Here is a 20,795-nt window from a genome sequence, read left to right on the forward strand (position 1 = left end):
GCACCGCCCTCAGTGGATCGCTGAGACCCCGGTGATCTCGCGACCCACGATCAGGGTGTTGACCTCGTAACTGCCCTCATAGGTGTAGATCGCCTCCGCATCGGCGAAGACCTTGGCGGCACCATAACCGGTGACGATCCCATTGCCGCCCAGCACGGCACGGGCGTGGGCGACGGACTCCCTCATGGCGGTGGTGACGTGGGCCTTCGCGAGCGCCACCTGGGGCATGCCCGCGAGGCCCTGCTGGTCGAGCTGGGCGATGCGCGTCATCATGGTGGCGCCGGAGACGGCGTTGCCGAGGATCTTCACCAGGCGGTCCTGCACCATCTGGAACGAGGCGATCGGCTTGCCGAACTGCTCGCGGCGGATCGCGTAGGAACGGGCGACGTCGAAGGCGGCGAGCTGCTGCCCCACGGCCTGCCACGCGACGAGCACACGGGAGCCGCGGAGGAGTTCGTTGGTGTCGGCGAAGCTGGAGATCCCGGCGAATCGGTCGGCTTCGCTCACCCGGACGTCCCGCAGCTCGATGTCCGCATTCTGCACCGTCCGGAGGGCCGTCTTGCCCTCGATCCGGGTCCGGGTCAGCCCCGGGAGGTCCCCGGCCACGATGAATCCCCGGATCGCCCCCTCCGCTCCGGGCGTCCGGTCCCGCGCCCAGAGCAGCATGTGGTCGCAGAAGGTGCCGTTGCCGATCCAGCGCTTGGAGCCGTTCAGCACCCATTCGTCACCGTGCCGGACCGCCGTGGTGGACAGGCCGCGGGCGATGTCCGAGCCGTGCTCCGGTTCCGTGAGCGCGAAGGCGCCGGTGGTGCGGAGGGAGGCGGCGTCGTCGAGCAGCCGGTCCTTCTGATCCTGCGAGCCGAAACGGTGCAGGGACTCGACGAAGAGGTCGTGGTGGACCATGAAGAACGTGCCGAGGGAGACGTCCGCCCGGCTCAGCTCCGCGATGAGCAGCCCCATGAAGAGGTGGCTGTACCCGCGGCGCGTCGGGGTGTTGATCTCCAGGGAGGCGAGTTTGGGCAGGAGTTCGAACGGGAACTCGGCGGCATCCCACCAGGCGGCCGCGTGAGGCTTCACCTCGGCGTCCAGGAAGTCGCGCACTTCCGCGAGCTTGGCCCGCTCCTTGCCGCTCAGAAGGTCTTCGACGCCGTAGAAATCGGCGGTGGGCAGTTCCGGGGTCATGGGACAGCCTTCCCGACGCCCCGTGGTCGACAGGGCGCCTGTGCCGGTGCCGGAGACCTGATGCGGGTCCGGCATGCTGGTGATCAACCGCATCGACGTCTGGCCGGATGAGGCCATTGCGTTAATGCATGTTAACTACATCACATTCCTGCCCGGGTATGGAACGGCCGGGACAGGGCCGTCGACGAGGCAGCCGCTAGGCTCAGCTCATGGACGCACAGCACCGGGCCGCGGAGGCGGCCCGCTCGGTCATCGCCCGCCACGGCCGCCGTCTCGCGGGCCTCCCCGGAACCCACCTGGGGAGGGTCAAGGCGCCCAGCCGCGCCTTCAGTGAACTCGGCGTCTGGCACTACTGGTGGCAGGCGCATTACGTCGACGCCCTCGTGGACGCCGCGCTGCGCGAAGAGGATCCGGACGGCCGGAAAGCGGCCCTCGCCCGGCGCGTCATCCGGTCCATCCGCCTGCACAACGTCTTCCGCTACGTGAACTCCTTCACCGACGACATGGCGTGGCTCGCCCTGGCGGCCCAGCGGCTCCAGGCCCTCGACCCCGGAGCGCGTCACGCCCGCGGCCTCGACGCCCTGCAGCGGACCCTCAACCGCCAGCTCGTGCTCGCCAGCACGGCCGAGCTGGGCGGCGGCAGCTTCTGGAGCAAGGCCCGGGATTTCAAGAACACCCCGGCCACGGCCCCGGTGTCCCTGTACTTCGCCCGCAGCGGGGACACCGTCCGCGCCAGGGCTCTCGTCGACTGGCTCCGGGAACGCCTGCTGGACCCGGACACGGGCCTCTTCCTCGACGGCATCCACCTCCAGCCCGACGGCAGCACCACGGTGGCCCGCGAGGTCTACTCCTACAATCAGGGGCCGGTGCTGGGGTCCTACCTGACACTCGGCGCCGCGGATGACCTGCGGCACGCGGAGGAGCTGATCCAGGCCGTGTCCGACCGGCTCACCCACCCCGGCGGAGCCCTGCAGACGCACGGCCCCGGCGACGGAGCCCTCTTCACGGGAATCCTCGCGCGCTACCTCGCCCTTGCTGCCCGGGACGACCGGCTGGCGCCCACGGCGCGGGAGACGGCGGCCGCACTCGTCACGACGACGGCGGACGCGTTCTGGGCGGGCCGGCAGGAGTCCGCGGACGGCTGGGTCTTCCCGCGAGAGACGACGGGCGGCCACGACCCCGCCCTGCTGGGTGGCACGGTGGAGTTCGCCGCCCAGCTTCAGGCGTGGATGACCCTCGAAGCCGCCGCGACTCTCATGCCCGCTCGGTAGGCCCGTCCGCGAGGTCACCCTCCGGACGCACGGCGGGCTGCCCGGACGGTCCTTTCGCACCGACCGCACCGTCTGCCTCCGTCGTCGCCACCGGTCTCCTGCTGAGCAGCAGGTCCCCCACCATGACGGCGGCGATGAACACGAGCGAGAGGCCCGCGGACGCGAGCACGTCCGTGAGCCAGTGATAGCCGAGATAGAGACGGGTGAACGCCACCAGGGCCGTGAAGGCGACGGCGAGCACCGCGCCGAGGGCGAAGGCGTTCCGGCGGGCGGAGTGGGCCGCCAGGAGATATGCGAGGGACCCGGCGAAGACCGCCGTCCCCAGGGTGTGGCCCGAGGGGAACGAATACGACTGGTCGATGGCGAGCATCATCTGGACCGGGTCGGGCCGGGCCCGGCTCAGCTCGTGCTTGATGAGCGTCGACGCCAGCACCGCGAGACCCATCGCACCCATCAGCAGGACCGGACGGCGCCACTCCCGGGACACGATCATCCACCCGAACCCGGCGATCGCCGTGATGACGGTCATCCAGCTCGGTCCGGTCAGCGTGGTGATGAACGCCAGGATCGCCGTGGCCACGGGGGTCCTGAGAGAGATCGCCCAGTCGTGCACGGGCTGATCAGCGGCGCCCACCCCGAAGTTGCCCAGGAAGCTGAACATCATCAGCACGAACCATCCCGCGCCCACCACGACGAAGGCCGCTGCGAGCCACCGGACCCGTTCGGGACGGACCGTCAGGGGCGGGCTGGGGCGCAGGCGGGGCGTGGTCATCGGATCAATCTAGCGAGCCCACCTTGGGGAATCCCCGGAACGCCGGCCGCACGGGTGACCCGGCGTCCCCTCGGCCGCCTCCCTTCCGCTCAGCGCAGCCGGGGCGGCACGTTCCCCGCGGACCGTGCCCGCTCCCCTGCCGCCCGGGTCTGGGCCGGAGTCTCCCCGATCACCTTCCGGTAACTGCGGCTGAAATGCGCCTGGTCGGAGAAGCCGAGCCGGTGCGCCAGGTCCGGCAGGGAGGCCGTGGCATCGCCGTACAGCACCGTGGCCGCCTCCTGCAGGCGGCGGCAGTCGATGAGCCACTTCGGGGTCACCCCCACGTGCTCCTTGACCAGCCGGTCCAGCGACCGGACCGGGAGCCCTGCGGCGCGGGCGAGCTCGTCGACCCGGAGCATGTCCGGGTCCTCCTCCGCCAGGCGGCACACCTCATTGCAGAGCCGCATCCGCTCGTCGACGCGTGCCGCGAACGGGGCTAGCCACTCCGCGAGCGCCGCGTGCAGCGGGGCCGGGCCGGCGTCGTCGCCCTCCATCACGGCGCGGACCGCGGCGACCGGCGCGCCGTGAAGGGGCACCACCCGGCCCACGAGCGCAGCCGGCGGCCCGGCGCTCGAGAGTTCGGCGCTGACGGCTTCGGCGCTGAACAGCCTCGTGACGGCGGGGCGGAGCAGCAGGCCCAGCGCCCAGGACTCGCCGTCGAGATCCCGCGTGGCGACCGCCGTGCCGAGACCGGACAGCACCGCGCCGTCCGGCCCGAAGACCACGTTCGACGCCGGGTAGCTCAGCACGCGCTGCCGCTGGACGGCGCCGTCGGGCAGGGACCACCGGACGCGCCAGAGATGCCGCACCACGTCCTCCGTGCCGGCCGGCGGAGCGAAGCGGTCCAGGCGGACGCCGGCCGCGCCGGGGTTGAGGTGTCCTTTGGAAGAGATCACGATCCCATTCTGCCCGTGTCGGGGATCACAGACCCTTGCCGGAATTATTGCAGAGTATGTAAAGTTGCAGAGTCTGCAAACTTGTCGCCGAATCCGGCACACTCTTCCCCAGAACCCTTCACTGAAAGTCCTGGTCTCTTTCATGTCCACAAGCACTGCTCACGCAGCATCTGCCGAGGCCCAGCAACCCGGCTCAGGCAATCCCGTCATGACGCATCGCCAGATCCTTCTGGTCATCTACGCGCTCATGGCCGGAATGTTCCTCTCCTCCCTGGACCAGACGATCGTCGGCACGGCCATCCGCACCATCGGCGATGACCTCCACGGGCTGGACCAGCAGGCCTGGGTGACCACGGCCTACCTGATCACCTCGACCATTTCGACGCCGATCTACGGCAAGCTCTCGGACATCTTCGGCCGCCGCCCGCTCTACCTCTTCGGCCTGGGCGTCTTCCTGGTCGGCTCACTCCTCTCCTCGTTCTCGGACTCCATGCTCATGCTGGCCGCCTTCCGCGGCTTCCAGGGCATCGGCGCCGGCGCCCTCATGTCCATTCCGCTGGCCATCATGGGCGACATCCTGGCTCCCCGGGAGCGTGCCAAGTACCAGGGCTACTTCCTGGCCGTCTTCGCCGTCTCCTCCGTGGTCGGCCCGCTGATCGGCGGCGTGTTCGCCGACGCCGACCAGATCCTGTGGATCGCCGGCTGGCGCTGGGTCTTCCTCATCAACGTTCCGATCGGCCTCGCGGCCCTCGCCATGGTGCTCGCTTTCCTGCACCTGCCCAAGTTCCACGAGCACGGCAAGGTCAGGATCGACTGGTGGGGCGCGACGGCGGTCATCGTCACCCTCGTCCCGCTCCTCCTGGTGGCCGAACAGGGCCGCGAATGGGGCTGGGGCTCCGCGGGCTCCATCGCCTGCTACGTGATCGGCGCCGTGGGTCTCGCGGCCTTCATCATCATCGAATCGATCATGAAATCGGACGCCATCATCCCGCTGCGGCTCTTCCGCTCCGGCACGTTCTCCATGGCCACGGTGCTCGGCTTCCTGGTGGGCTTCGCGATGTTCGGCGCCATGCTGACCCTCCCGCTGTACCTGCAGCTGGTCACGGGCCTGACGCCCACCGAGTCCGGCTTCGCCACGCTGCCCATGGTCGCGGGCCTCATGATCGCCTCGATCGTGTCCGGTCAGCTGATCGCGAAGACCGGCAAGTACCGGATCTTCCCGATCACCGGCACATTCGCCACCGCGTGCGGCTACCTGGTGCTGACGTTCATGACCATCGACAAGCCGCTCTGGTTCCTCATGATCGGCATGTTCCTGATCGGTCTCGGCCTCGGCCAGCTCATGCAGACCCTGACGCTCGCCTCGCAGAACTCGGTGGAGCCCCGCGACATGGGTGTGGCGACCAGCTCGTCCACCTTCTTCCGCCAGATCGGCGGCACCTTGGGCACCGCGGTGCTGCTCTCCGTGCTGTTCGCCGTGATGCCGAACAACATCACCACGGCCATGCAGAACGAGAACGATCTGAAGGCCTCCCTGGACGCCGCCCTCACGCCGTCCGTGGCGAGCGCCCCGGCGAACAAGGGCGTCATGGATCAGCTGTGGAACCCGATCGTGAACCCGGTCAAGGACGAGCTCCAGAAGGGCCTCGACCAGGGCACGGCCGCCGCAAAGAAGGCCGCGGACGACGCGGTGACCCGGCAGGTCACCGCCGCCGTCCAGGCCAAGGTCACGGCGGGTCAGCTTCCCGCGGAAGCAGCCCAGAGCATCATCGATCAGCAGGTCGCCGCCGCGAAGCCGGCCGCCGAGCAGAAGGCCCTGGAGGCCGCCGCACGGCAGGCGAACGCCGCCGTCGTGAACGGGAGGCTCGCCATCGACTTCAGTGACGCCGGTCAGCGTCAGGCCGTGGTGGACAAGCTCGCGCCGACCATGATCGATAAGCTGAAGGAACAGAAGTCGGAGAATGGCGGCAGCGCGTCGACCTCGGACACCTCGTACCTCAAGGGTGCCGATCCGCGCCTGACCCGTCAGTTCATGACCGGGTTCAACACCTCGGCGGTCAGCATCTACTGGGTGGGCCTGGGCGTGATCGTCCTGGCGTTCATCCTCAGCTGGTTCTTCAAGGTGCCGCCGCTGCGCCAGCGTTCGGCTCTGCAGGAACAGGCCGATAAGAACACGGCCGCCCAGCTCGCCGAGAGCTGAGCGGCTCCAGGACTGAACCGTGATCCGGCCCCGGCACCTCCCGGGGCCGGATCACGGGCAGACCGGAGGAAGCATCCATGACCCCCATGACGTCCGAAACAGACGCAGTCCACGGTTCCCTGCGGGAACGCAAGAAGCAGCAGACCCGGCAGGCGATCCATGATGCCGCACGGGCACTGGTGCTCGAAGAGGGACTGGCGCAGGTGACGATCGCGGACATCTGTGCCCGGGCCGGGATCTCGGAACGGACCTTCTTCAACTACTTCCCGTCCAAGGCGGCAGCGTCCCTGGGACTGCCGAGCAACCCGCTCTCCGAGGCCCGCGCGCACCTGTTCCTGGACAGCGAAGGGCCGATCATCGATGACCTCTGCCACCTCATCGGCAGTCTCTCCAGCGGACCGGACAGCGTCCCGCGTCTGAAGAAGCTCGTGGACAACGAGCCCGAGCTCATGGCCGCCGTGCACCACTGGATGTCCGGACTGCGGGCCGAGATCATCGCCCTGGCCGAGCAGAAGACCACCCCGCTGCGGGCCCGCGCCGCCACCTCCCTGGTGTTCGCCGCGCTCTTCCTGCATTCGGACAGCAGCCATGCCGGGATCGAGGACCGGCCGTCCGCCGAGGACCTCCAAGCCATGATCAAGGTCCTGGCCGAGGTGGCGCAGGGGCACTGAGCCCCGGGGCCCTGCCCGTGGCCGATTTCTTCAAGACGCAGCCCAGTGCCGCGCGTCAGAGTGGTGTCATGAGCGAAACACCAGCACAGGATCAGCCCACCGCGCCCGCCACCGGCGAGTTCACCACCGACGGCCTTCCGCACGGCCGGACGTCCATCACGCCCCACGTCGTGGTCTCGCCGGCCACCGCGGCCCTGGAGTTCTACCGCGACGTGTTCGGCGCCGTCGTCGTCTCCGACACGCGCATGGGCGACGCGATCGGCGAGGCCGAGCTGCGGTTCGCCTCCGGGAGCATCACCATCGGCGACCCCCTGCCCGAATTCGGCCTCGTGGCGCCCCAGCCGGGCGGGATCAGCATGTCCCTGGCGATCTACGTGCCCGATGTGGACGCCGTCACCGCGAAGGCCGAGGCCGCCGGGGCCACGATCCGCGAAGCGCCCGCGAACTTCGTCTCAGGCGACCGGTACGCCTCCATCCTCGATCCGTTCGGCGTCCGCTGGGCCGTGATGACGCGCGTCGAGGACCTGTCCCCGGAGGAGAGCAAGCGGCGCGTGAACGAGTGGGCCGCCGGCTTCGCGGGCTGAGGCCCGCCCGCCGGTCATAATGGGTTCATGAGCGTACGCACCCCGGACCCCTACCCCGGCTGGCTGTCCGATGAGGACCTTTACGAGGCCAGGAACCGCCTCCCCATGGTCTACGTGGAGGCGGTTCCCGTGCGGCTGGATCCGCTCGGACTCGTGATCGAGGTCGGCTCCCTCCTCCAGGGCGACGCCGAAGGCAACATGGTGCGTTCCCTGGTGTCCGGGCGCGTCCTGTACCGCGAGACCATCCGCGCCGCGCTGCTGCGCCACCTCGAGAAGGACCTGGGCGCCCTCGCGCTGCCGCAGCTCCCGCCGAGCCCGGTGCCGTTCACCGTGGCGGAGTACTTCCCCGCGCCGTCCCACACGGGTTTCACCGACGACCGGCAGCACGCCGTCTCGCTCGTCTATCTGGTGCCCGTCACCGGAGAATGCAGCCCGCGCCAGGACGCCCTGGAACTGACCTGGATGTCGCCGGATGAAGTGCTCAGCCCCGCGGTCCAGCAGGAGTTCGACGGCGGCCGCGGACAGCTGGTGCGGCAGGCTCTGGCGTTCTCCGGGATCGCGGCCTTCTAGGCTGCTTTCCGGCCGGTCGGGCGCCCCGGCGTGTCCTCCCTCCCGCCGAATTGTCAGGCGCGGTTTGTAGACTGTGCGGCGAACTGGACCGGACACCGGGAGGTAACCCACTGATGGAACATCACGAAGCGCTGCGCGTCGAGCTCGCAGCCGGCCTGATCACCAAAGGGGTCCGCGTGGTGCTGCCCGATGGCGAACTGAGCCCCCAGGTGCAGGCCGTGGTCACCGAGGATGACGACCTCGGCAACCCTCTGCAGAACCGCCTGATGTTCGACGACGGCGCCAGCCTCCGCGTGGCGCTCACCGCCACGGTGCTCGTGGTGGCGGGCGCGGGGGCGGGACTTCCCGTCGGCGCCGCGGCAGTGGCCGGGTCCGGAGACGTGAGGGCCGAGCCCCCGGCCGGTGACGCGGAGACCGCCTCCGGCCTGGTGGTTCCGCCGCCACCCGCGCCCCTCCCGGCGCCCGAGGAGGACGCCGCCGTCCGGGAGGCCCGCGAGAGGATCCCCGCGCCCGAGCTCACCCCGGAGCAGCTCATCGAGGACCTCGCCGAGCAGTATCCCGGTCGCGCCGGACTGCAGAATCTGGCCGAACGGCTGACCAAGGGCATCAACGTGAAATCGGGCAGCTGCCTGGCCGATCTGCGCGCCTTCTCCCAGGACCTCTTCCTGGAGCACCAGGACGCCGAGGGGGCTCTCGCGGTCGCCGATCTGCTGAACGTGCTGCCCTTCGACGGGAACCCCGCCCGCTGGACCCACACCGAGGCGAGCCTCGCGCTGTCCAGTTACCTCGCCGATCAGCTCGGCGACCGGGACCGCGCGGAGCGTTACCGGCTCCTGCTCAAGGCCCCGGAAGGGCAGAGCCTGGACCCGTTCCGCTCACGCCTCGAAGCGAAGATCCGCCAGCGACGGCTCAACGAACCCAATCTGTATGACAAAGAGGTCTTCCGCGCCATGGACAGCGGGAATCACGAGGCGGAGCGCGAATGGCGCATCCTGCGGCTCGAATCCCTGCTGCATCTCATGGCCCACGGCGGATCCCAGACCCTCGCGCCGGACGAGGTGGAGCGCCGCGTGCGGCTGGAACTGGACCTCATCCGCGGCTGAGGGGCCCGGCGGACCCCGGCCGGACCTGTCCGGGAGCAACCTTTGGCAGAATGGCAGGGTGTCTTCCACCGCTGAATCCCTGATCGACCCCGCCGTCCCCGAGCGCGAGCCTGCCCGCCAGGAGGAGTTCGGCTTCACGGTCGGGACCCGCCTGGCGGATGCCGAACCCGGCAAGCAGGGCCGCACCGGAACCATCAGGACGCCCCACGGCGAGATCCAGACGCCTGCGTTCATCGCCGTCGGCACCAAAGCCACGGTGAAAGCGGTGCTGCCCGAGTCGATGAAGGACCTCGGCGCGCAGGCACTGCTGTCCAACGCGTATCACCTGTACCTCCAGCCCGGTCCGGAGATCCTGGACGCCGCGGGCGGGCTCGGACGGTTCATGAACTGGCAGGGACCGACCTTCACCGACTCGGGCGGGTTCCAGGTCATGAGCCTGGGGTCCGGCTTCAAGAAGGTCATCAACATGGACGTCGTGGACAACTCCGGTCCGGATGACGCGGTCGCCCCCGGCAAGGAGCGCCTGGCCCATGTGGACGAGGACGGTGTCTGGTTCAAGAGCCACCTCAACGGCGACAAGCACCGCTTCACCCCGGAGATCTCCATGCAGGTGCAGCACCAGATCGGCGCGGACATCATGTTCGCCTTCGACGAGCTGACCACCCTCCAGAACTCCCGCGCGTATCAGGAGGAGTCCCTCGAGCGCACGCGCCGCTGGGCGGAACGCTGTGTCACGGAGCACTTCCGACTCACCGAGGAGCGGGTCGGCAAGCCGTACCAGGCCCTGTTCGGCGTCATCCAGGGCGCCCACTACGAGGACCTGCGCCGCAAGGCCTGCCGCGACCTCGGCGCCATGAACTTCGACGGCTTCGGCCTCGGCGGAGCGCTCGAGAAGGAGAATCTCGGGACGATCGTCGGCTGGTGCGCCGAGGAGCTGCCGGAGGACAAGCCGCGGCACCTGCTCGGGATCTCCGAGCCGGACGACATCTTCACGGCCATCGAGAACGGCGCGGACACCTTCGACTGCGTCTCCCCCACGCGCGTCGCGAGGAACTCCGCGTTCTACACGCCGGACGGGCGTTTCAACCTCTCCGGCCGTAAGTACAAGGCGGACTTCGGCCCCCTCTACGACGGCTGCGACTGCTACGCCTGCGCCAACTACACGCGCGCCTACATCCACCACCTCTTCAAGGCCAAGGAGATGGTGGCGGCCACGCTCGTCTCCATCCACAACGAGCGCTTCGTGGTGAAGCTCGTGGACGACGCCCGTCTCGCCATGGAGTCCGGTGACTTCGCCGTGTACAAGGCGGAGACGCTGGGCCGGTACTACTCGGCCTGACGGCGTCCTCTCCCCCACCCCGCAGCGTGCGGAGACGACGACGGCGCGCGGCCGCCCGGCCGCCGTTGGACCGTGGGGGGGATGGTCCGCTCAGCCGGGTGCCGCGCGCCGTCGTACGCTAGACGCCGCGTGGGGGGATTCGCAGCGTCAGTCGAGGTCTTCCGGCCGGTCTTTCGGCAGGAAGAAGATGTACACCACGAGCGAGAGCGCGATCGTGATGGTCACGTAGGTGAAGAGCCATTCCTTGTGCCCCTGGGCGGACAGCCACTCGCCGATGAGCGGCGTCGTCCCGCCGAAGAGCGAGTTCGCCACCGCATAGCCCAGGCCCACGCCGAGGGCGCGCACCGAGGATGGGAACAGCTCGGCCTTCATGATCGCGTTGACGGACGTGTAGTTCACCACGATCAGCAGTGCGGCGACCATGAGCAGGAACGCCGGGAGGGGGTCGTGGACGGTGGCCAGCGTCGACATGATCGGCCACGTGAACACGGTGCCCAGCACGCCGAAGACGATCAGCAAGGTCCGGCGTCCGATCCGGTCGGAGAGCAGGCCGAACAGCGGCTGGATCAGCATGAACAGCAGCAGCGCCCAGAAGTTGATGACCGAGGTCTGGGACTTCGGGATGTGCGAGACGTTGTTCATGTAGCTGAGGATGTACGTGGTGTAGAGGTAGAACGCGCACGTGCCGCCCATGGTGAAGAACACCACCACCAGGAACTGCTTCCAGTGCTTCGTGAAGAGGAGCTTGAGGGTGCCGGGCTGGGCGCCGTCCGAGCGGACCGCTTCGCGCTGTTCGGTGGTGATGGTCTCGTCCATGGTCCGCCGCAGCCACAGCACCAGCAGGGACGCCACGGCGCCGATGGCGAACGGGATGCGCCAGCCCCAGTCGTGGATGGCCCGCTCGCCCAGCGTCTGCTGGAGGATCACGAGGGTCAGGAGGGCCAGAACCTGGCCGCCGACAAGGGTCACGTACTGGAAGCTCGAGAAGAAGCCCCGCTTGCCGCTCACCGCCGCCTCACTCATGTAGGTGGCGCTCGTGCCGTACTCGCCGCCCACCGAGAAGCCCTGCAGCAGCCGCGACGCGTACATCAGGACGGTCGCCCAGACGCCGATCTGCGCGGCCGTCGGCAGCACGGCGACCAGGAGTGAGCCGAGGCCCATGAGGCTGACGGACAGGGTCAGCGCGGCGCGGCGTCCGCGGCGGTCTGCGAAGCGTCCGAAGAACCACGAGCCCACCGGCCGCATCAGGAACGTCAGGGCGAACGTCAGGTACGCGTCGATCTGGGCCTGCGCCGGGTCCTTGCCGTTGAAGAAGGAGCTCGCGAAGTAGGAGGAGAAGGCGGCGTAGACATAGAGGTCGTACCATTCGATCAGATTGCCGGCCGAGCCCTTGAGGATGTTCGCGACGGCGCGGCCCATCGTGGGCTGCTTCGCCGGTGGGGCAAGACGTGTTCCTGACATACCGTTGCACCTTTCCGCCGCCACGCGCCGATGCGCCGCAGCCGCGGGCCACGCTACCCCCGGAGTGGTCCCGGTCACGGTGTATTGGTCATATTGGTCACAGCTGCGACCGGAAAGGCCGCGGGGTCGCCGGGTTCCTCACCCCGATGCCCGCATTGCTGTTCATGGGGCTGGGCGGTAACGCCGAGAGCCTGGGCGCCTGGCTCCTGTTGGGCGGCGCCGGGGCGCTGTGCGCCGTCGTCGGACGCCTGGCGATCTGGAAGCTGGTCGAGGTGACACCGGCCGCGGCTCCTCGGCCGTAGTCCGATTCACCTCATGGCTCACGCTCATGGCGAAGCGTGGAGTCGCCGGGAACTTCCACCGCCGCAGAGCGGTCGGCGCGCCGGCAATGAACGATGACGGCGCAGATTGTTTTCACGGCACGCGTGAGGATTCCGGCACCTCCTTCGTCCTCTCTTGTGTCCAGGGTTCCCTCGAGCGACGCCGTCCCCGCCCGGCTGCGAAAACCCTGAGGCAAACGAGCGCCGCCAACACGTCACGGATGCGAATCCGTCACAGGGAGTCTTGCGACGCGCCGAACAGCTCCGACCTCAGTAGGAATGTGGATGAACGAACAAGAAGCACGCGGAAGCGACCACCCCGGTCGACAGCTGCCGCACCCCGGCCGCCCTGAGGATCCGGTTGCACGGACGTTCACGGCTGACGACACCCAGGTCGATCCACGGCTGACGAGTCCGGAGCGTTGCACTGCACCGCGAACCATTGGAACCTGGGAGACGTGGCACGACTACTGTCACGATCAGGGCCGGATCGAGCACGACCAGCACTCACCTCGGCAGAGCAGAATCGCCGCCCTCTTCGAGAATGAAGCAGCATGGAACGCGTACCAGCGCCTCCCGGGACCGTTCAGAGACATCATCTGGATCTTCGACATCGAATTGGGCGATTTCACTCAAGCAGCTGCCGCTCTATCGCTCCCCGATTCGGCCATCATGGCTCTGTACCAGCGCGCCAAGGCCACTCTCCGCCTGACATACAACCACGAACTCAACCGTCCGTTGCCGCCCACGGAGGCACATGATTGACGCTGCGACCCGGCGATAACGCCAGACACCTGGTCGTCCACCGAGCCGACTCCCTTCGCGTGTGAAGGGCGCCGAGACTCATTCGGCTGCTTATGGCAAAGACGTGGGGGCTGGGTCCGGGTTCCCGTGGCGCTGACCGTAGAGCTTGTTGATCAGTATGGCTCCTCCTGCCCCATGCAGGATGAGGCTGCCGAGGACGACCATGGTCGTGGCCGCAAGGACCGGATAGCCCTCTTCGGGCGGCAAGGCGTTGAAGGCCAGTAGCCCGAACACGATGGAGGCGGCGCCCCGCGGGCCCATGGCGGCCATGAACAGCCTGTCCTTGGGCCGGACCTTCGACTTGCTCAACGCGAGCCAGACAGGCACGAACCGCCCCAGTGTCAGGGCGAACAGTGCGAGGAACAGCGTCGGCCACCAGTCGTAGGTCGCACCGATCAGGATCACGGCGGAGAGCCCGAACGCGAACCACAGCATGAGGTTCACCAAGGAGGTGAGATCTTCGACGAAGGTGAGCTCCACCTTGTCCTCCCACTCGCGGCCCCGGGCGAAACGGAAGGCGATACCGCAGACGAACGCGGCCACGAAGCCGTTGGCCCCCAGCGTGACGGCCAGCCCGAAGGTGGTGATGGGAATGGCGACGATGCCGATGCGGATGCTCTGACGGTCCGCCCAGCCCTTGGCCAGGGCGGTCCGGAAAAGGTATCCCAGTGCCACGCCCAGGACTGCGCCGATGACGATGGCCAGCAGTCCGGCGGGGGCGGCCTTCAGCAGGGCTCCGAGGGCATCGTTTTTCGACGCTTGAGCGCTGGCGCCCAGGGCCAGGGCCCCGAGCAGCAGGGGGGACACGAGGCCGTCGTTGTAGCCGCTTTCGACGCTCAGCCAGCGACGGACGCGGTTGGGCACCTTCTTGTCCTTCAGAATCGACAACTCCGGAGAGAAGTCGGCGGGGATGGAGATGCACGCCACCGCCAGGATCGCCGCCGTCGAGAGGTCCAGGGGCAGGACGAAACCGAACGCGATCACCAGGGCGACCGACAACGGCAGCGCGATGAAAAGGAGCCTCAGCGGCACCGGCCCGAACTGCGCGCGGACCGATCCACGGACATCCACCGCATCACTGAACAGCAACAGGGCCAGGATGACTTCTGCGATGTACAGCGCCAGATGGGAGTCGAAAAACTCAGCGGATCCGTTGACGCTCAAGGCTCCGACCAGGGCGCCGAGTCCTGCCATGATCATCGGGCCGGTGATCCAGGCGGCCCTGAGCTTTCGGTGCACCAGAGCCCAGCACAATGAAGCGCAGCCGAGAATCGCGATTGCCAGCATCATGGGGTGTTCGTCCGTTTCCTTGCGTCCGGGCCTCCTCAGTCCAGGCTGAAGGAGGCCACCATCGTACGGTACAGATCCGAGGATTCCAGGAGTTCCCGGTGGGTTCCTGCGCCGACGACGCGTCCTGCGTCCATGAGGAAGATCCTGTCTGCGCCGACGACGGTGCTGAGGCGATGGGCGATCGTCACCACGGCTCCGTCCTTCGCCTGACGATCGATCATCCGGCCGATCGCGGCCTCAGAGATCCCATCCACCTGGGCTGTGGCTTCGTCCAGGAGAAGCACCTTCGGCTTGGACAGCATGGCCCGGGCGATACCGATGCGCTGACGCTGCCCGCCGGAGACGGTCTCCGAGTTGAGTGCGCTGTCCAGTCCATCAGGGAGTCCGTTGACGAACTCCTCCAGCCGCACCTCACGGAGAACGTCTGCGATGTCACCGGCCGACGGACTGGTGCTGCCGAAGGTCAGGTTCTCCCTCAACGTGCCGGGAAGAGTAGGCACATCCTGTTCCACATAACCGATGGCCTGGCGGACTTCGGTCCTCGAGAGGGCTTCGTAGGGCGCACCCTGGAGGGAGATGCGTCCCTTTTCAGCGTCGATGAAACACAGGATCAGGGAGAAGATGGTGGTCTTCCCAGCACCGGACGGGCCGACGATCGCCGTATGGCCCTTCGGAGGGATCGAGAGCGAGACGCCCTGCAGCACGGCGGGCCCCTCCGGGTGATAACGCACATGGACATCGTCGAGCGCGACGGCGGGCGCGGCATCTGAACGCCACCCACCTGGCGCGGTCACGGAATCCGACTCCACCGGCAGTGACTGCACCTCACGGATCCGTCCCGCCGCCGCGACCCCTGCCTGCAGGCTCGTCAGGTTCTGTCCCAGTTCCGTGACCGGGCTGAGCAGCCCCATGACGTACAAGAGGAACGCGATGAGGGTGGACAACTGCAGTTCTCCTGAAGCCACTCGCATCGCTCCGAAGCAGAGGACGAAAATCGTGGCGGCCTGGACGCCGGCCCATCCCACACTCCACACGACAGCCTCCAGGCGGACTGCTCGCAAACTATGCCGACGAGACTCGGAAGCATGAGAAACCAGGAGCTTCTCCTGGCTCGGCTCGGACGTCGTCGACTTCACCGTCTTGATGGCTCGGAGCGTGGTGGCCAGAGAGCCGCCGAGGCGACCGAGTGAATCCTGGGCGCGATCCTGCGAATCCGCGATCGAAGGCATCAAGAAGGCAAAGACCGCCGCGACCAGCGCTATGGCGATCATGGTGGCCAGGGCCAGGGACACGTCAAGAACGAACATCATCACCACGGTCCCCACCAACAGAATGGAACCATTGACCAGTCCCACGATGCTCGTGGAGGCGGCCTCGCGCAACAGCACGGAATCACTCGTCACCCGAGTGACCAGCTCACCGGCCGGACGCTGCACCAGCGGGAGCAGCCTGGCACGCAGATAGCGCTGCACCATACCGCGCCGGGTCTCGAAGACCACATCTTCGGCCATCGTTCCGAGAACGATGGCCTGCCAGCACGTCACCGCCGCGCCGACGATCAGCAAACAGATGAGCACCACCAGTGGAGCCACGAACTGTTCCCTGGCACCCAGCGCATCAAGAACCCAGCGAGTCGCCATCGGGCTGATGAGCTCCATGGCAGCCGCCGCAGCGCCGAGAACCAACGCGAACGCCAGCTTCCCACGGTGCGGGCGAGCGAAGCTCCAGAGAATTGCCGTCCTGGACGGCGGACGGGATCCCGTGGACCCGGCGTGTTCGATAATCGTCTTGGACATACCTCTAATTAGGACATGAGTGTCCCAAAATCGTCAAAATGTGTACCATCAGGAGATGAGTTCGATGCCTTCACCGTCCTCCGCAACACCATCGAAACGCGACCGGACGCGCCACGCCCTCCTGGAATCGGGAATCGCGGTTCTGGTGACCAACCCAGGGGCCGCTCTCGGGGCCGTAGCACGGCATGCGGGGGTAGCGCGGAGCACCCTCCACCGCTACTTCGCGGATCGGGCGGAGCTCGTCGAAGCGATCAACTCGCATGTCGAGGCTCAATACGAGGAGGCGATCGAGGGCGCCGACATCGAGAGCGGAACCGGGTACGAGGCATTCGAGCGGATCGTCGAGGAGCTGCAGGACCGGATCGAGCTGTTCTCCTGGTGGATGCAGACGATCCACGCGGAGGTCGATGACTTCGACAGCGAACCGGACCAGCAACTACTCGCCACCATTCGACGCGGACAAGCCGACGGCACCATCGACGATCAGCTCACGGCGGAGTGGATCCACACCATGCTGTGGACCGCACTCTGGACAGCCCACAAACAGGTGACCCTCAACGGATACCGCCCACGAACCGTACGCTCCGCCACGCGCCTCACCCTTCAAAAACTCGCAGCCCCCAGCCATCGGACCCACCCGACGAATTAGGCGCCAGAATCGGCCATTACTGACGCAGCGATTCGCTACGAACCAGCAGACGAGGTCGCGTCGGCGCATTCCCCGAACGGCGGGTGCCGCCATGCAATACTGTCGCCATGAGGGCACAGCCACCACCGCAATTCTCCGGCCCCATAGGGGCAGGGCCCTGGCCGGGGGCTCCCAAGCCGGCCAGGTCAGGTGCCCAGATCGCAGACCTGATCGTCTCGATCAGCCTGATCATCGTCGGCGTCGTCGGATTCGCATTCCTCGGATTCCTGACCCTGTTTCTCTCGATGATGTCTGACGGCTGCTACGCGAATCAATGCAATACCGGCCTGATGTCGGTCGGGTGGCTGATAGCTCTCGCCGTACCACCCGCTGTCTTTGTCGGAGCGGTCATCTGGACCATCATCCGCATCGCCCGTCGCAGGACCGCGTGGTGGGTCACCCTCGCAGGGGCCTTCGTCGCGATCCTGGTCTGGGCAGCCGGAGCCGGCCTCATGCAAGCGGGCCTTGGACGCTGAAAGCCCCGCTCCGCCTCAGGCCCCGTAGCTCGGTTCGCGGCGCTTGATCCAGCGGATCACCAGAGCGGTGACGGGCACCAGGGCGTACTCGACCAGGGTCTTGTAGAGGAAACCGACCAGAACGTAGTTGATGAACGTCGGCGCGTCCGCGATGCCGATGACGGGCGCCGCGATGGAACAGAAGATCAGGGTGTCCACGAATTCGCCCACACCGGACGACCCCATGAGGCGGGCCCAGAGGGTCTTCTCGCCCGTGCGGGCCTTCATCTTCACCAGGATCCAGGAGTTGATGGTCTGCCCGACCAGGAATGCCAGCAAGGAGGCCAGCACGATCTGCGGGACCGGACCGAGCGCTCCTTCCAGGGCGGCCTGCTTGGCGCGGCCGTAGTCGTCATCGAAACCGGGCAACGCGATGATCACCCAGTACGACAGGGATGCGAACACGGAGATCGCGAACGTGGTGATGATGGCCTTCCGCGCCACCTTGAAGCCGTACACCTCGGAGATCACATCGCCCAGGACGTACGCGAGCGGGAAGAGGAAGAAGCCGCCGTCCGTCACCACCGGCCCGATCACCACGCCCTTGGACGCGCCGATGTTGGACAGGATCACGATCACCGCCATGATCGCGAGCAGGATCCCGAAGAACGGGCTGCCGATGGAGGCGTAGCTCGGGGCTTTGACGGTGGAACCGGTGGCGGCGCCCTGCTGGGAGGGAGGCACGGCGGTGTTCTCGGCGTTCATGTGATTCTCAATTCAGGTGAAGGGCCGTCAGCCCCACGACGTGCGCGGCAGCGTCGGGGTCGGGCCCGGAAAGTGGTTCGCCAGGGTCGTCGGACCCCGCTGTATTAGCACTTGGAGAGATCCCGGCTCGGCGGAATCCCTCCGGTATTCTCCCACGACGCGTGAGCCGGCCGCAGAGGGGTCGTAAGCTCCGGCAGCTGCCGGCCGCGCGTGTTCCGGCCCCGATGGGCAGCGCTCCCCATGTCCCGCCCGGCGGCGCCGTAGTACCGTGACCACAAACCCGGCGATCAGACGCCGAGGCGACGAACCCCGGAGACGACATGACAGCCGCGATGACGGATCACTCGCTTGACCTGAATGTGCTCAGCTGGGCGCTCGCTGTGGAGAAGGCCTCCAGAGCCTCGAATGCGCAGCCGCCTGTTGCCGCTCTGCCGGATCCGCTCGCGGATCTCACCGACGAGCAGCGGCAGGCGCTCGAAGCTGAGCTTCACGCCGCAGGCATCACGGACGACGACGGCGCCCTCACCCCGGATTGGCAGCGGACGCTGACGCGCACGGCCGAAGCCCCGCTCACCCTCGAGCTGGTGGCGCGGAGCTCCGGCGTCTCGGTGCACTGCGACGTGAGCCTGGCAGGTGGCTCGGGACTGGCCCGGACCACCTCGCGAACAGTGCGGGAGCTCCCGGACGGCAGGATCGTCACGGAGGCGGTCGGCGAGCGCATGGCCGTGACGGAGTTCTCCGAGGAATCGCTCTGGGCGGTGGTGTCCGCGGCGCTGCCCGGCTTCGCCGAACTGACCTCCACCGCGATGCCCTCCATCGACCGGGAGGAACGCATCCCTGTCACGGCGTCGGAGCTGGCCGCGGTGAACGCCGCCACACGGGCCACGGTGCAACTGTCCGTGGCCGCCGGGCGGCAGATCGCCACCGGCGTCCCGGACCCCGGGTCCCCGCTGTACCGCTCGGTGCATCTCTGGCTTCTGACGGATCGCCTGTTCGAGGTGCGGACGACGCCCGGCCGGCAGGTGGACGGCGGTGCCGACGGTCAGAGCTCCCCAGCAGCCGTGCCGCAGGGCCGGCCCGGGGTCGTGCTCATCCCACAGGAACCCGGAACCCTGGCGCGGCAGCTCGTCTGGGACGTCCTGGGCGCTCAGCAATTCCTGAGCAGCGCCGCGGAAGGCGGTGCTCGCTCATGAGCCTGTTCGGCATGGACGTGGAGCAGGGCAAGGCCTTCGGCAAGAAGCTCGACCAGGGCGCCGACCGGCTGGCGCAGCTCAGCAAGGACATCAGCTCCTCGCTCGCATCCTCACCCTGGAAGGGGCCCGATGCGGACGGTTTCAAGAGCGAGTGGAACGGTCATCGACACACTCTCACCGCGGCGTCGCACGCCCTGCACGCCGCGGCCCGGACCATGCGCGAGCAGGTCCGCGAGCAGGAAGTGGCCAGCAAGAACGCCGGCGACGGGCGGCCCCACGGCGGGGGCGGCGGGAATCCGTTCGAGCAGGCGTGGAACTGGGTCATCAACGACTCCCACTCCCCCGTGCACAACCTGGTCTCGGCGCTGGGCCAGGAGGCGTCAGCGCTCGGGAACTTCGGGCACATGGCGTGGAACTCCCTGATCCACGCCGAGCCGCCGTCGCTCACGGAGCTGGTCGCGGGAGGGGCGCTCCTGGTGGGGTCCACCCTGAATCTCGCCGCCACCACCAATACGCTCGGTCTCGCCAACCCCCATCTCTTCGACGACGGCACCCCCTACGCCGGGGACCCGCAGTTCGTGGGCGTCTACGATCCGGCGTCGCACGGCAAGCAGCCCCCGCTGATCGACGGGCATCAGAACACCCCGTTGCCGACCAACCTGGCCAACATCCTTCGCGGGGTCACGGCCACGTATGACGACACCGGCAAATCCGGCGTCCCGGACAACGCCGTCCGCATCACCACGGTGGACAAGGGCGACGGACCGGCGTACATCGTCAGCATCCCCGGGACGCAGAACTGGAATCCGCTGTCCGGTTCGGACCCCATGGACCTCACCGGAAACCTAGAGACGGCCTCCGGGAACCTGTCCACCATGAGTCAGTCCGTGCGGCTCGCCATGGAGAATGCCGGAATCCCCGAGGGAGCCCCGGTCATGCTCGTCGGCCACTCGCAGGGCGGCATGACCGCGGCGGCCCTCGCTGCCGATTCGGGATTCCGGGACCGGTTCAACCTCACGAACGTCATCACGTACGGTTCGCCGGTCGACTCGACCCACATCCCGGACAGCGTCAACACCCTGGAGATCCAGCACGAGACCGATGTGGTTCCCCAGCTCGACCTGGGGAACGCGAAGCCGCTCGGCCCCCTGGTCGTGCCCTGGACGAGGGACAACAGCGGCACCGTGGTGACGCTCCCGAATCCCCCCGGCGTGGGGCCTCTCGACGCCGCGGGCAACCACGACTTCAACAACTATGCGAACTCGGTGGAGCGCTATGCGAACACCTCGGACCTGTCCGCATACCAGAACGACCCTTCAACCCAGCGCTTCATCACCGACGATCTCAGCCAGGTGAGTTCGACGGTGTCCAACATCGGCCGGAGACAATGAAACCC

Annotated in this window: 20 protein-coding genes; 13 read left to right on the forward strand and 7 right to left on the reverse strand. The window is 67.7% G+C overall.

Features of this window, described 5'->3' with window-relative positions; translation table 11 throughout:
- Positions 1–9: 9 nt before the first annotated feature.
- Positions 10–1,182: an acyl-CoA dehydrogenase family protein gene (locus tag BLV63_RS16370; RefSeq protein WP_066215025.1), complete on the reverse strand. Its 1,173-nt coding sequence runs from the start codon at positions 1,180–1,182 to the stop codon at positions 10–12.
- Between the two features lie 209 nt (positions 1,183–1,391).
- Between BLV63_RS16370 and BLV63_RS16375 the strand changes: the two genes are divergently transcribed.
- The gene (locus BLV63_RS16375; protein WP_066214817.1) at positions 1,392–2,453 is read left to right on the forward strand and encodes a glycoside hydrolase family 76 protein; all 1,062 of its coding nucleotides are present in this window, start codon (positions 1,392–1,394) and stop codon (positions 2,451–2,453) included.
- On the opposite strand, the gene BLV63_RS16380 is transcribed toward BLV63_RS16375, so the two are convergent.
- Together BLV63_RS16380 and BLV63_RS16385 are read right to left on the reverse strand one after the other, a co-directional pair.
- Positions 2,437–3,225 carry a phosphatase PAP2 family protein gene (locus BLV63_RS16380; protein ID WP_066214815.1) on the reverse strand — a complete coding sequence of 263 codons (789 nt, stop codon included), beginning with the start codon at positions 3,223–3,225 and terminating at the stop codon, positions 2,437–2,439. The two genes, BLV63_RS16375 and BLV63_RS16380, sit on opposite strands and share 17 nt — an antisense overlap.
- Positions 3,226–3,314: 89 nt before the next feature.
- Positions 3,315–4,160: a helix-turn-helix domain-containing protein gene (locus BLV63_RS16385; RefSeq protein WP_254780616.1), complete on the reverse strand. Its 846-nt coding sequence runs from the start codon at positions 4,158–4,160 to the stop codon at positions 3,315–3,317.
- Positions 4,161–4,368: 208 nt separating this feature from the next.
- Here BLV63_RS16385 and BLV63_RS16390 point away from each other — a divergent pair, with 208 nt between their 5' ends.
- The 6 genes from BLV63_RS16390 (at position 4,369) to tgt (ending at position 10,627) form a co-directional block, all read left to right on the forward strand.
- Positions 4,369–6,360 carry an MDR family MFS transporter gene (locus BLV63_RS16390; RefSeq protein ID WP_066214814.1) on the forward strand — a complete coding sequence of 664 codons (1,992 nt, stop codon included), beginning with the start codon at positions 4,369–4,371 and terminating at the stop codon, positions 6,358–6,360.
- Positions 6,361–6,446: 86 nt separating this feature from the next.
- Positions 6,447–7,031: a TetR/AcrR family transcriptional regulator gene (locus tag BLV63_RS16395; protein WP_217640480.1), complete on the forward strand. Its 585-nt coding sequence runs from the start codon at positions 6,447–6,449 to the stop codon at positions 7,029–7,031.
- 68 nt (positions 7,032–7,099) lie between these two features.
- Positions 7,100–7,615 (forward strand): VOC family protein, encoded by a 516-nt coding sequence (locus BLV63_RS16400; protein ID WP_066215019.1) that lies wholly within the window; start codon positions 7,100–7,102, stop codon positions 7,613–7,615.
- Between the two features lie 27 nt (positions 7,616–7,642).
- The gene (locus tag BLV63_RS16405; RefSeq protein WP_066214810.1) at positions 7,643–8,185 is read left to right on the forward strand and encodes an NUDIX hydrolase family protein; all 543 of its coding nucleotides are present in this window, start codon (positions 7,643–7,645) and stop codon (positions 8,183–8,185) included.
- A 113-nt stretch (positions 8,186–8,298) separates the two neighbouring features.
- A complete protein-coding gene (locus tag BLV63_RS16410; protein ID WP_066214808.1) occupies positions 8,299–9,288 on the forward strand; it encodes a DUF6707 family protein in 990 nt (329 codons plus the stop codon).
- Positions 9,289–9,370: 82 nt separating this feature from the next.
- Positions 9,371–10,627 (forward strand): tRNA guanosine(34) transglycosylase Tgt, encoded by a 1,257-nt coding sequence (tgt, locus tag BLV63_RS16415; protein ID WP_174521276.1) that lies wholly within the window; start codon positions 9,371–9,373, stop codon positions 10,625–10,627.
- A gap of 147 nt (positions 10,628–10,774) precedes the next feature.
- On the opposite strand, the gene BLV63_RS16420 is transcribed toward tgt, so the two are convergent.
- Positions 10,775–12,088: an MFS transporter gene (locus tag BLV63_RS16420; RefSeq protein WP_082724181.1), complete on the reverse strand. Its 1,314-nt coding sequence runs from the start codon at positions 12,086–12,088 to the stop codon at positions 10,775–10,777.
- 146 nt (positions 12,089–12,234) lie between these two features.
- On the opposite strand from BLV63_RS16420, the gene BLV63_RS18700 reads away from it, so the two are divergent.
- A complete protein-coding gene (locus BLV63_RS18700; protein WP_157412732.1) occupies positions 12,235–12,390 on the forward strand; it encodes a hypothetical protein in 156 nt (51 codons plus the stop codon).
- A 303-nt stretch (positions 12,391–12,693) separates the two neighbouring features.
- Positions 12,694–13,173: a hypothetical protein gene (locus BLV63_RS16425; protein WP_066214805.1), complete on the forward strand. Its 480-nt coding sequence runs from the start codon at positions 12,694–12,696 to the stop codon at positions 13,171–13,173.
- A gap of 90 nt (positions 13,174–13,263) precedes the next feature.
- Here BLV63_RS16425 and BLV63_RS16430 read toward each other — a convergent pair whose 3' ends face one another.
- Positions 13,264–14,502: a cation:proton antiporter gene (locus tag BLV63_RS16430; RefSeq protein ID WP_066214803.1), complete on the reverse strand. Its 1,239-nt coding sequence runs from the start codon at positions 14,500–14,502 to the stop codon at positions 13,264–13,266.
- Positions 14,503–14,537: 35 nt separating this feature from the next.
- Positions 14,538–16,298, reverse strand: coding sequence for an ABC transporter ATP-binding protein (locus tag BLV63_RS16435; protein ID WP_139244777.1), 1,761 nt, complete (start codon positions 16,296–16,298; stop codon positions 14,538–14,540).
- A 55-nt stretch (positions 16,299–16,353) separates the two neighbouring features.
- On the opposite strand from BLV63_RS16435, the gene BLV63_RS16440 reads away from it, so the two are divergent.
- Both BLV63_RS16440 and BLV63_RS16445 read left to right on the forward strand, forming a co-directional pair.
- Positions 16,354–16,947 (forward strand): TetR/AcrR family transcriptional regulator, encoded by a 594-nt coding sequence (locus tag BLV63_RS16440; RefSeq protein WP_139244778.1) that lies wholly within the window; start codon positions 16,354–16,356, stop codon positions 16,945–16,947.
- A gap of 107 nt (positions 16,948–17,054) precedes the next feature.
- Positions 17,055–17,462 carry a DUF6264 family protein gene (locus BLV63_RS16445; RefSeq protein ID WP_066214799.1) on the forward strand — a complete coding sequence of 136 codons (408 nt, stop codon included), beginning with the start codon at positions 17,055–17,057 and terminating at the stop codon, positions 17,460–17,462.
- Between the two features lie 15 nt (positions 17,463–17,477).
- On the opposite strand, the gene BLV63_RS16450 is transcribed toward BLV63_RS16445, so the two are convergent.
- Positions 17,478–18,206, reverse strand: a complete 729-nt coding sequence (locus BLV63_RS16450) for a queuosine precursor transporter (protein ID WP_066214797.1) — start codon at positions 18,204–18,206, stop codon at positions 17,478–17,480.
- Between the two features lie 320 nt (positions 18,207–18,526).
- On the opposite strand from BLV63_RS16450, the gene BLV63_RS16455 reads away from it, so the two are divergent.
- Positions 18,527–19,399, forward strand: coding sequence for a hypothetical protein (locus BLV63_RS16455; protein WP_139244779.1), 873 nt, complete (start codon positions 18,527–18,529; stop codon positions 19,397–19,399).
- A complete protein-coding gene (locus BLV63_RS16460; RefSeq protein ID WP_066214793.1) occupies positions 19,396–20,790 on the forward strand; it encodes a hypothetical protein in 1,395 nt (464 codons plus the stop codon). The genes BLV63_RS16455 and BLV63_RS16460 overlap by 4 nt, the downstream gene beginning before the upstream one ends.
- Positions 20,791–20,795 lie beyond the last annotated feature (5 nt).

Source organism: Arthrobacter woluwensis (genome assembly GCF_900105345.1).
In the GTDB taxonomy this organism is placed as follows: domain Bacteria; phylum Actinomycetota; class Actinomycetes; order Actinomycetales; family Micrococcaceae; genus Arthrobacter_E; species Arthrobacter_E woluwensis.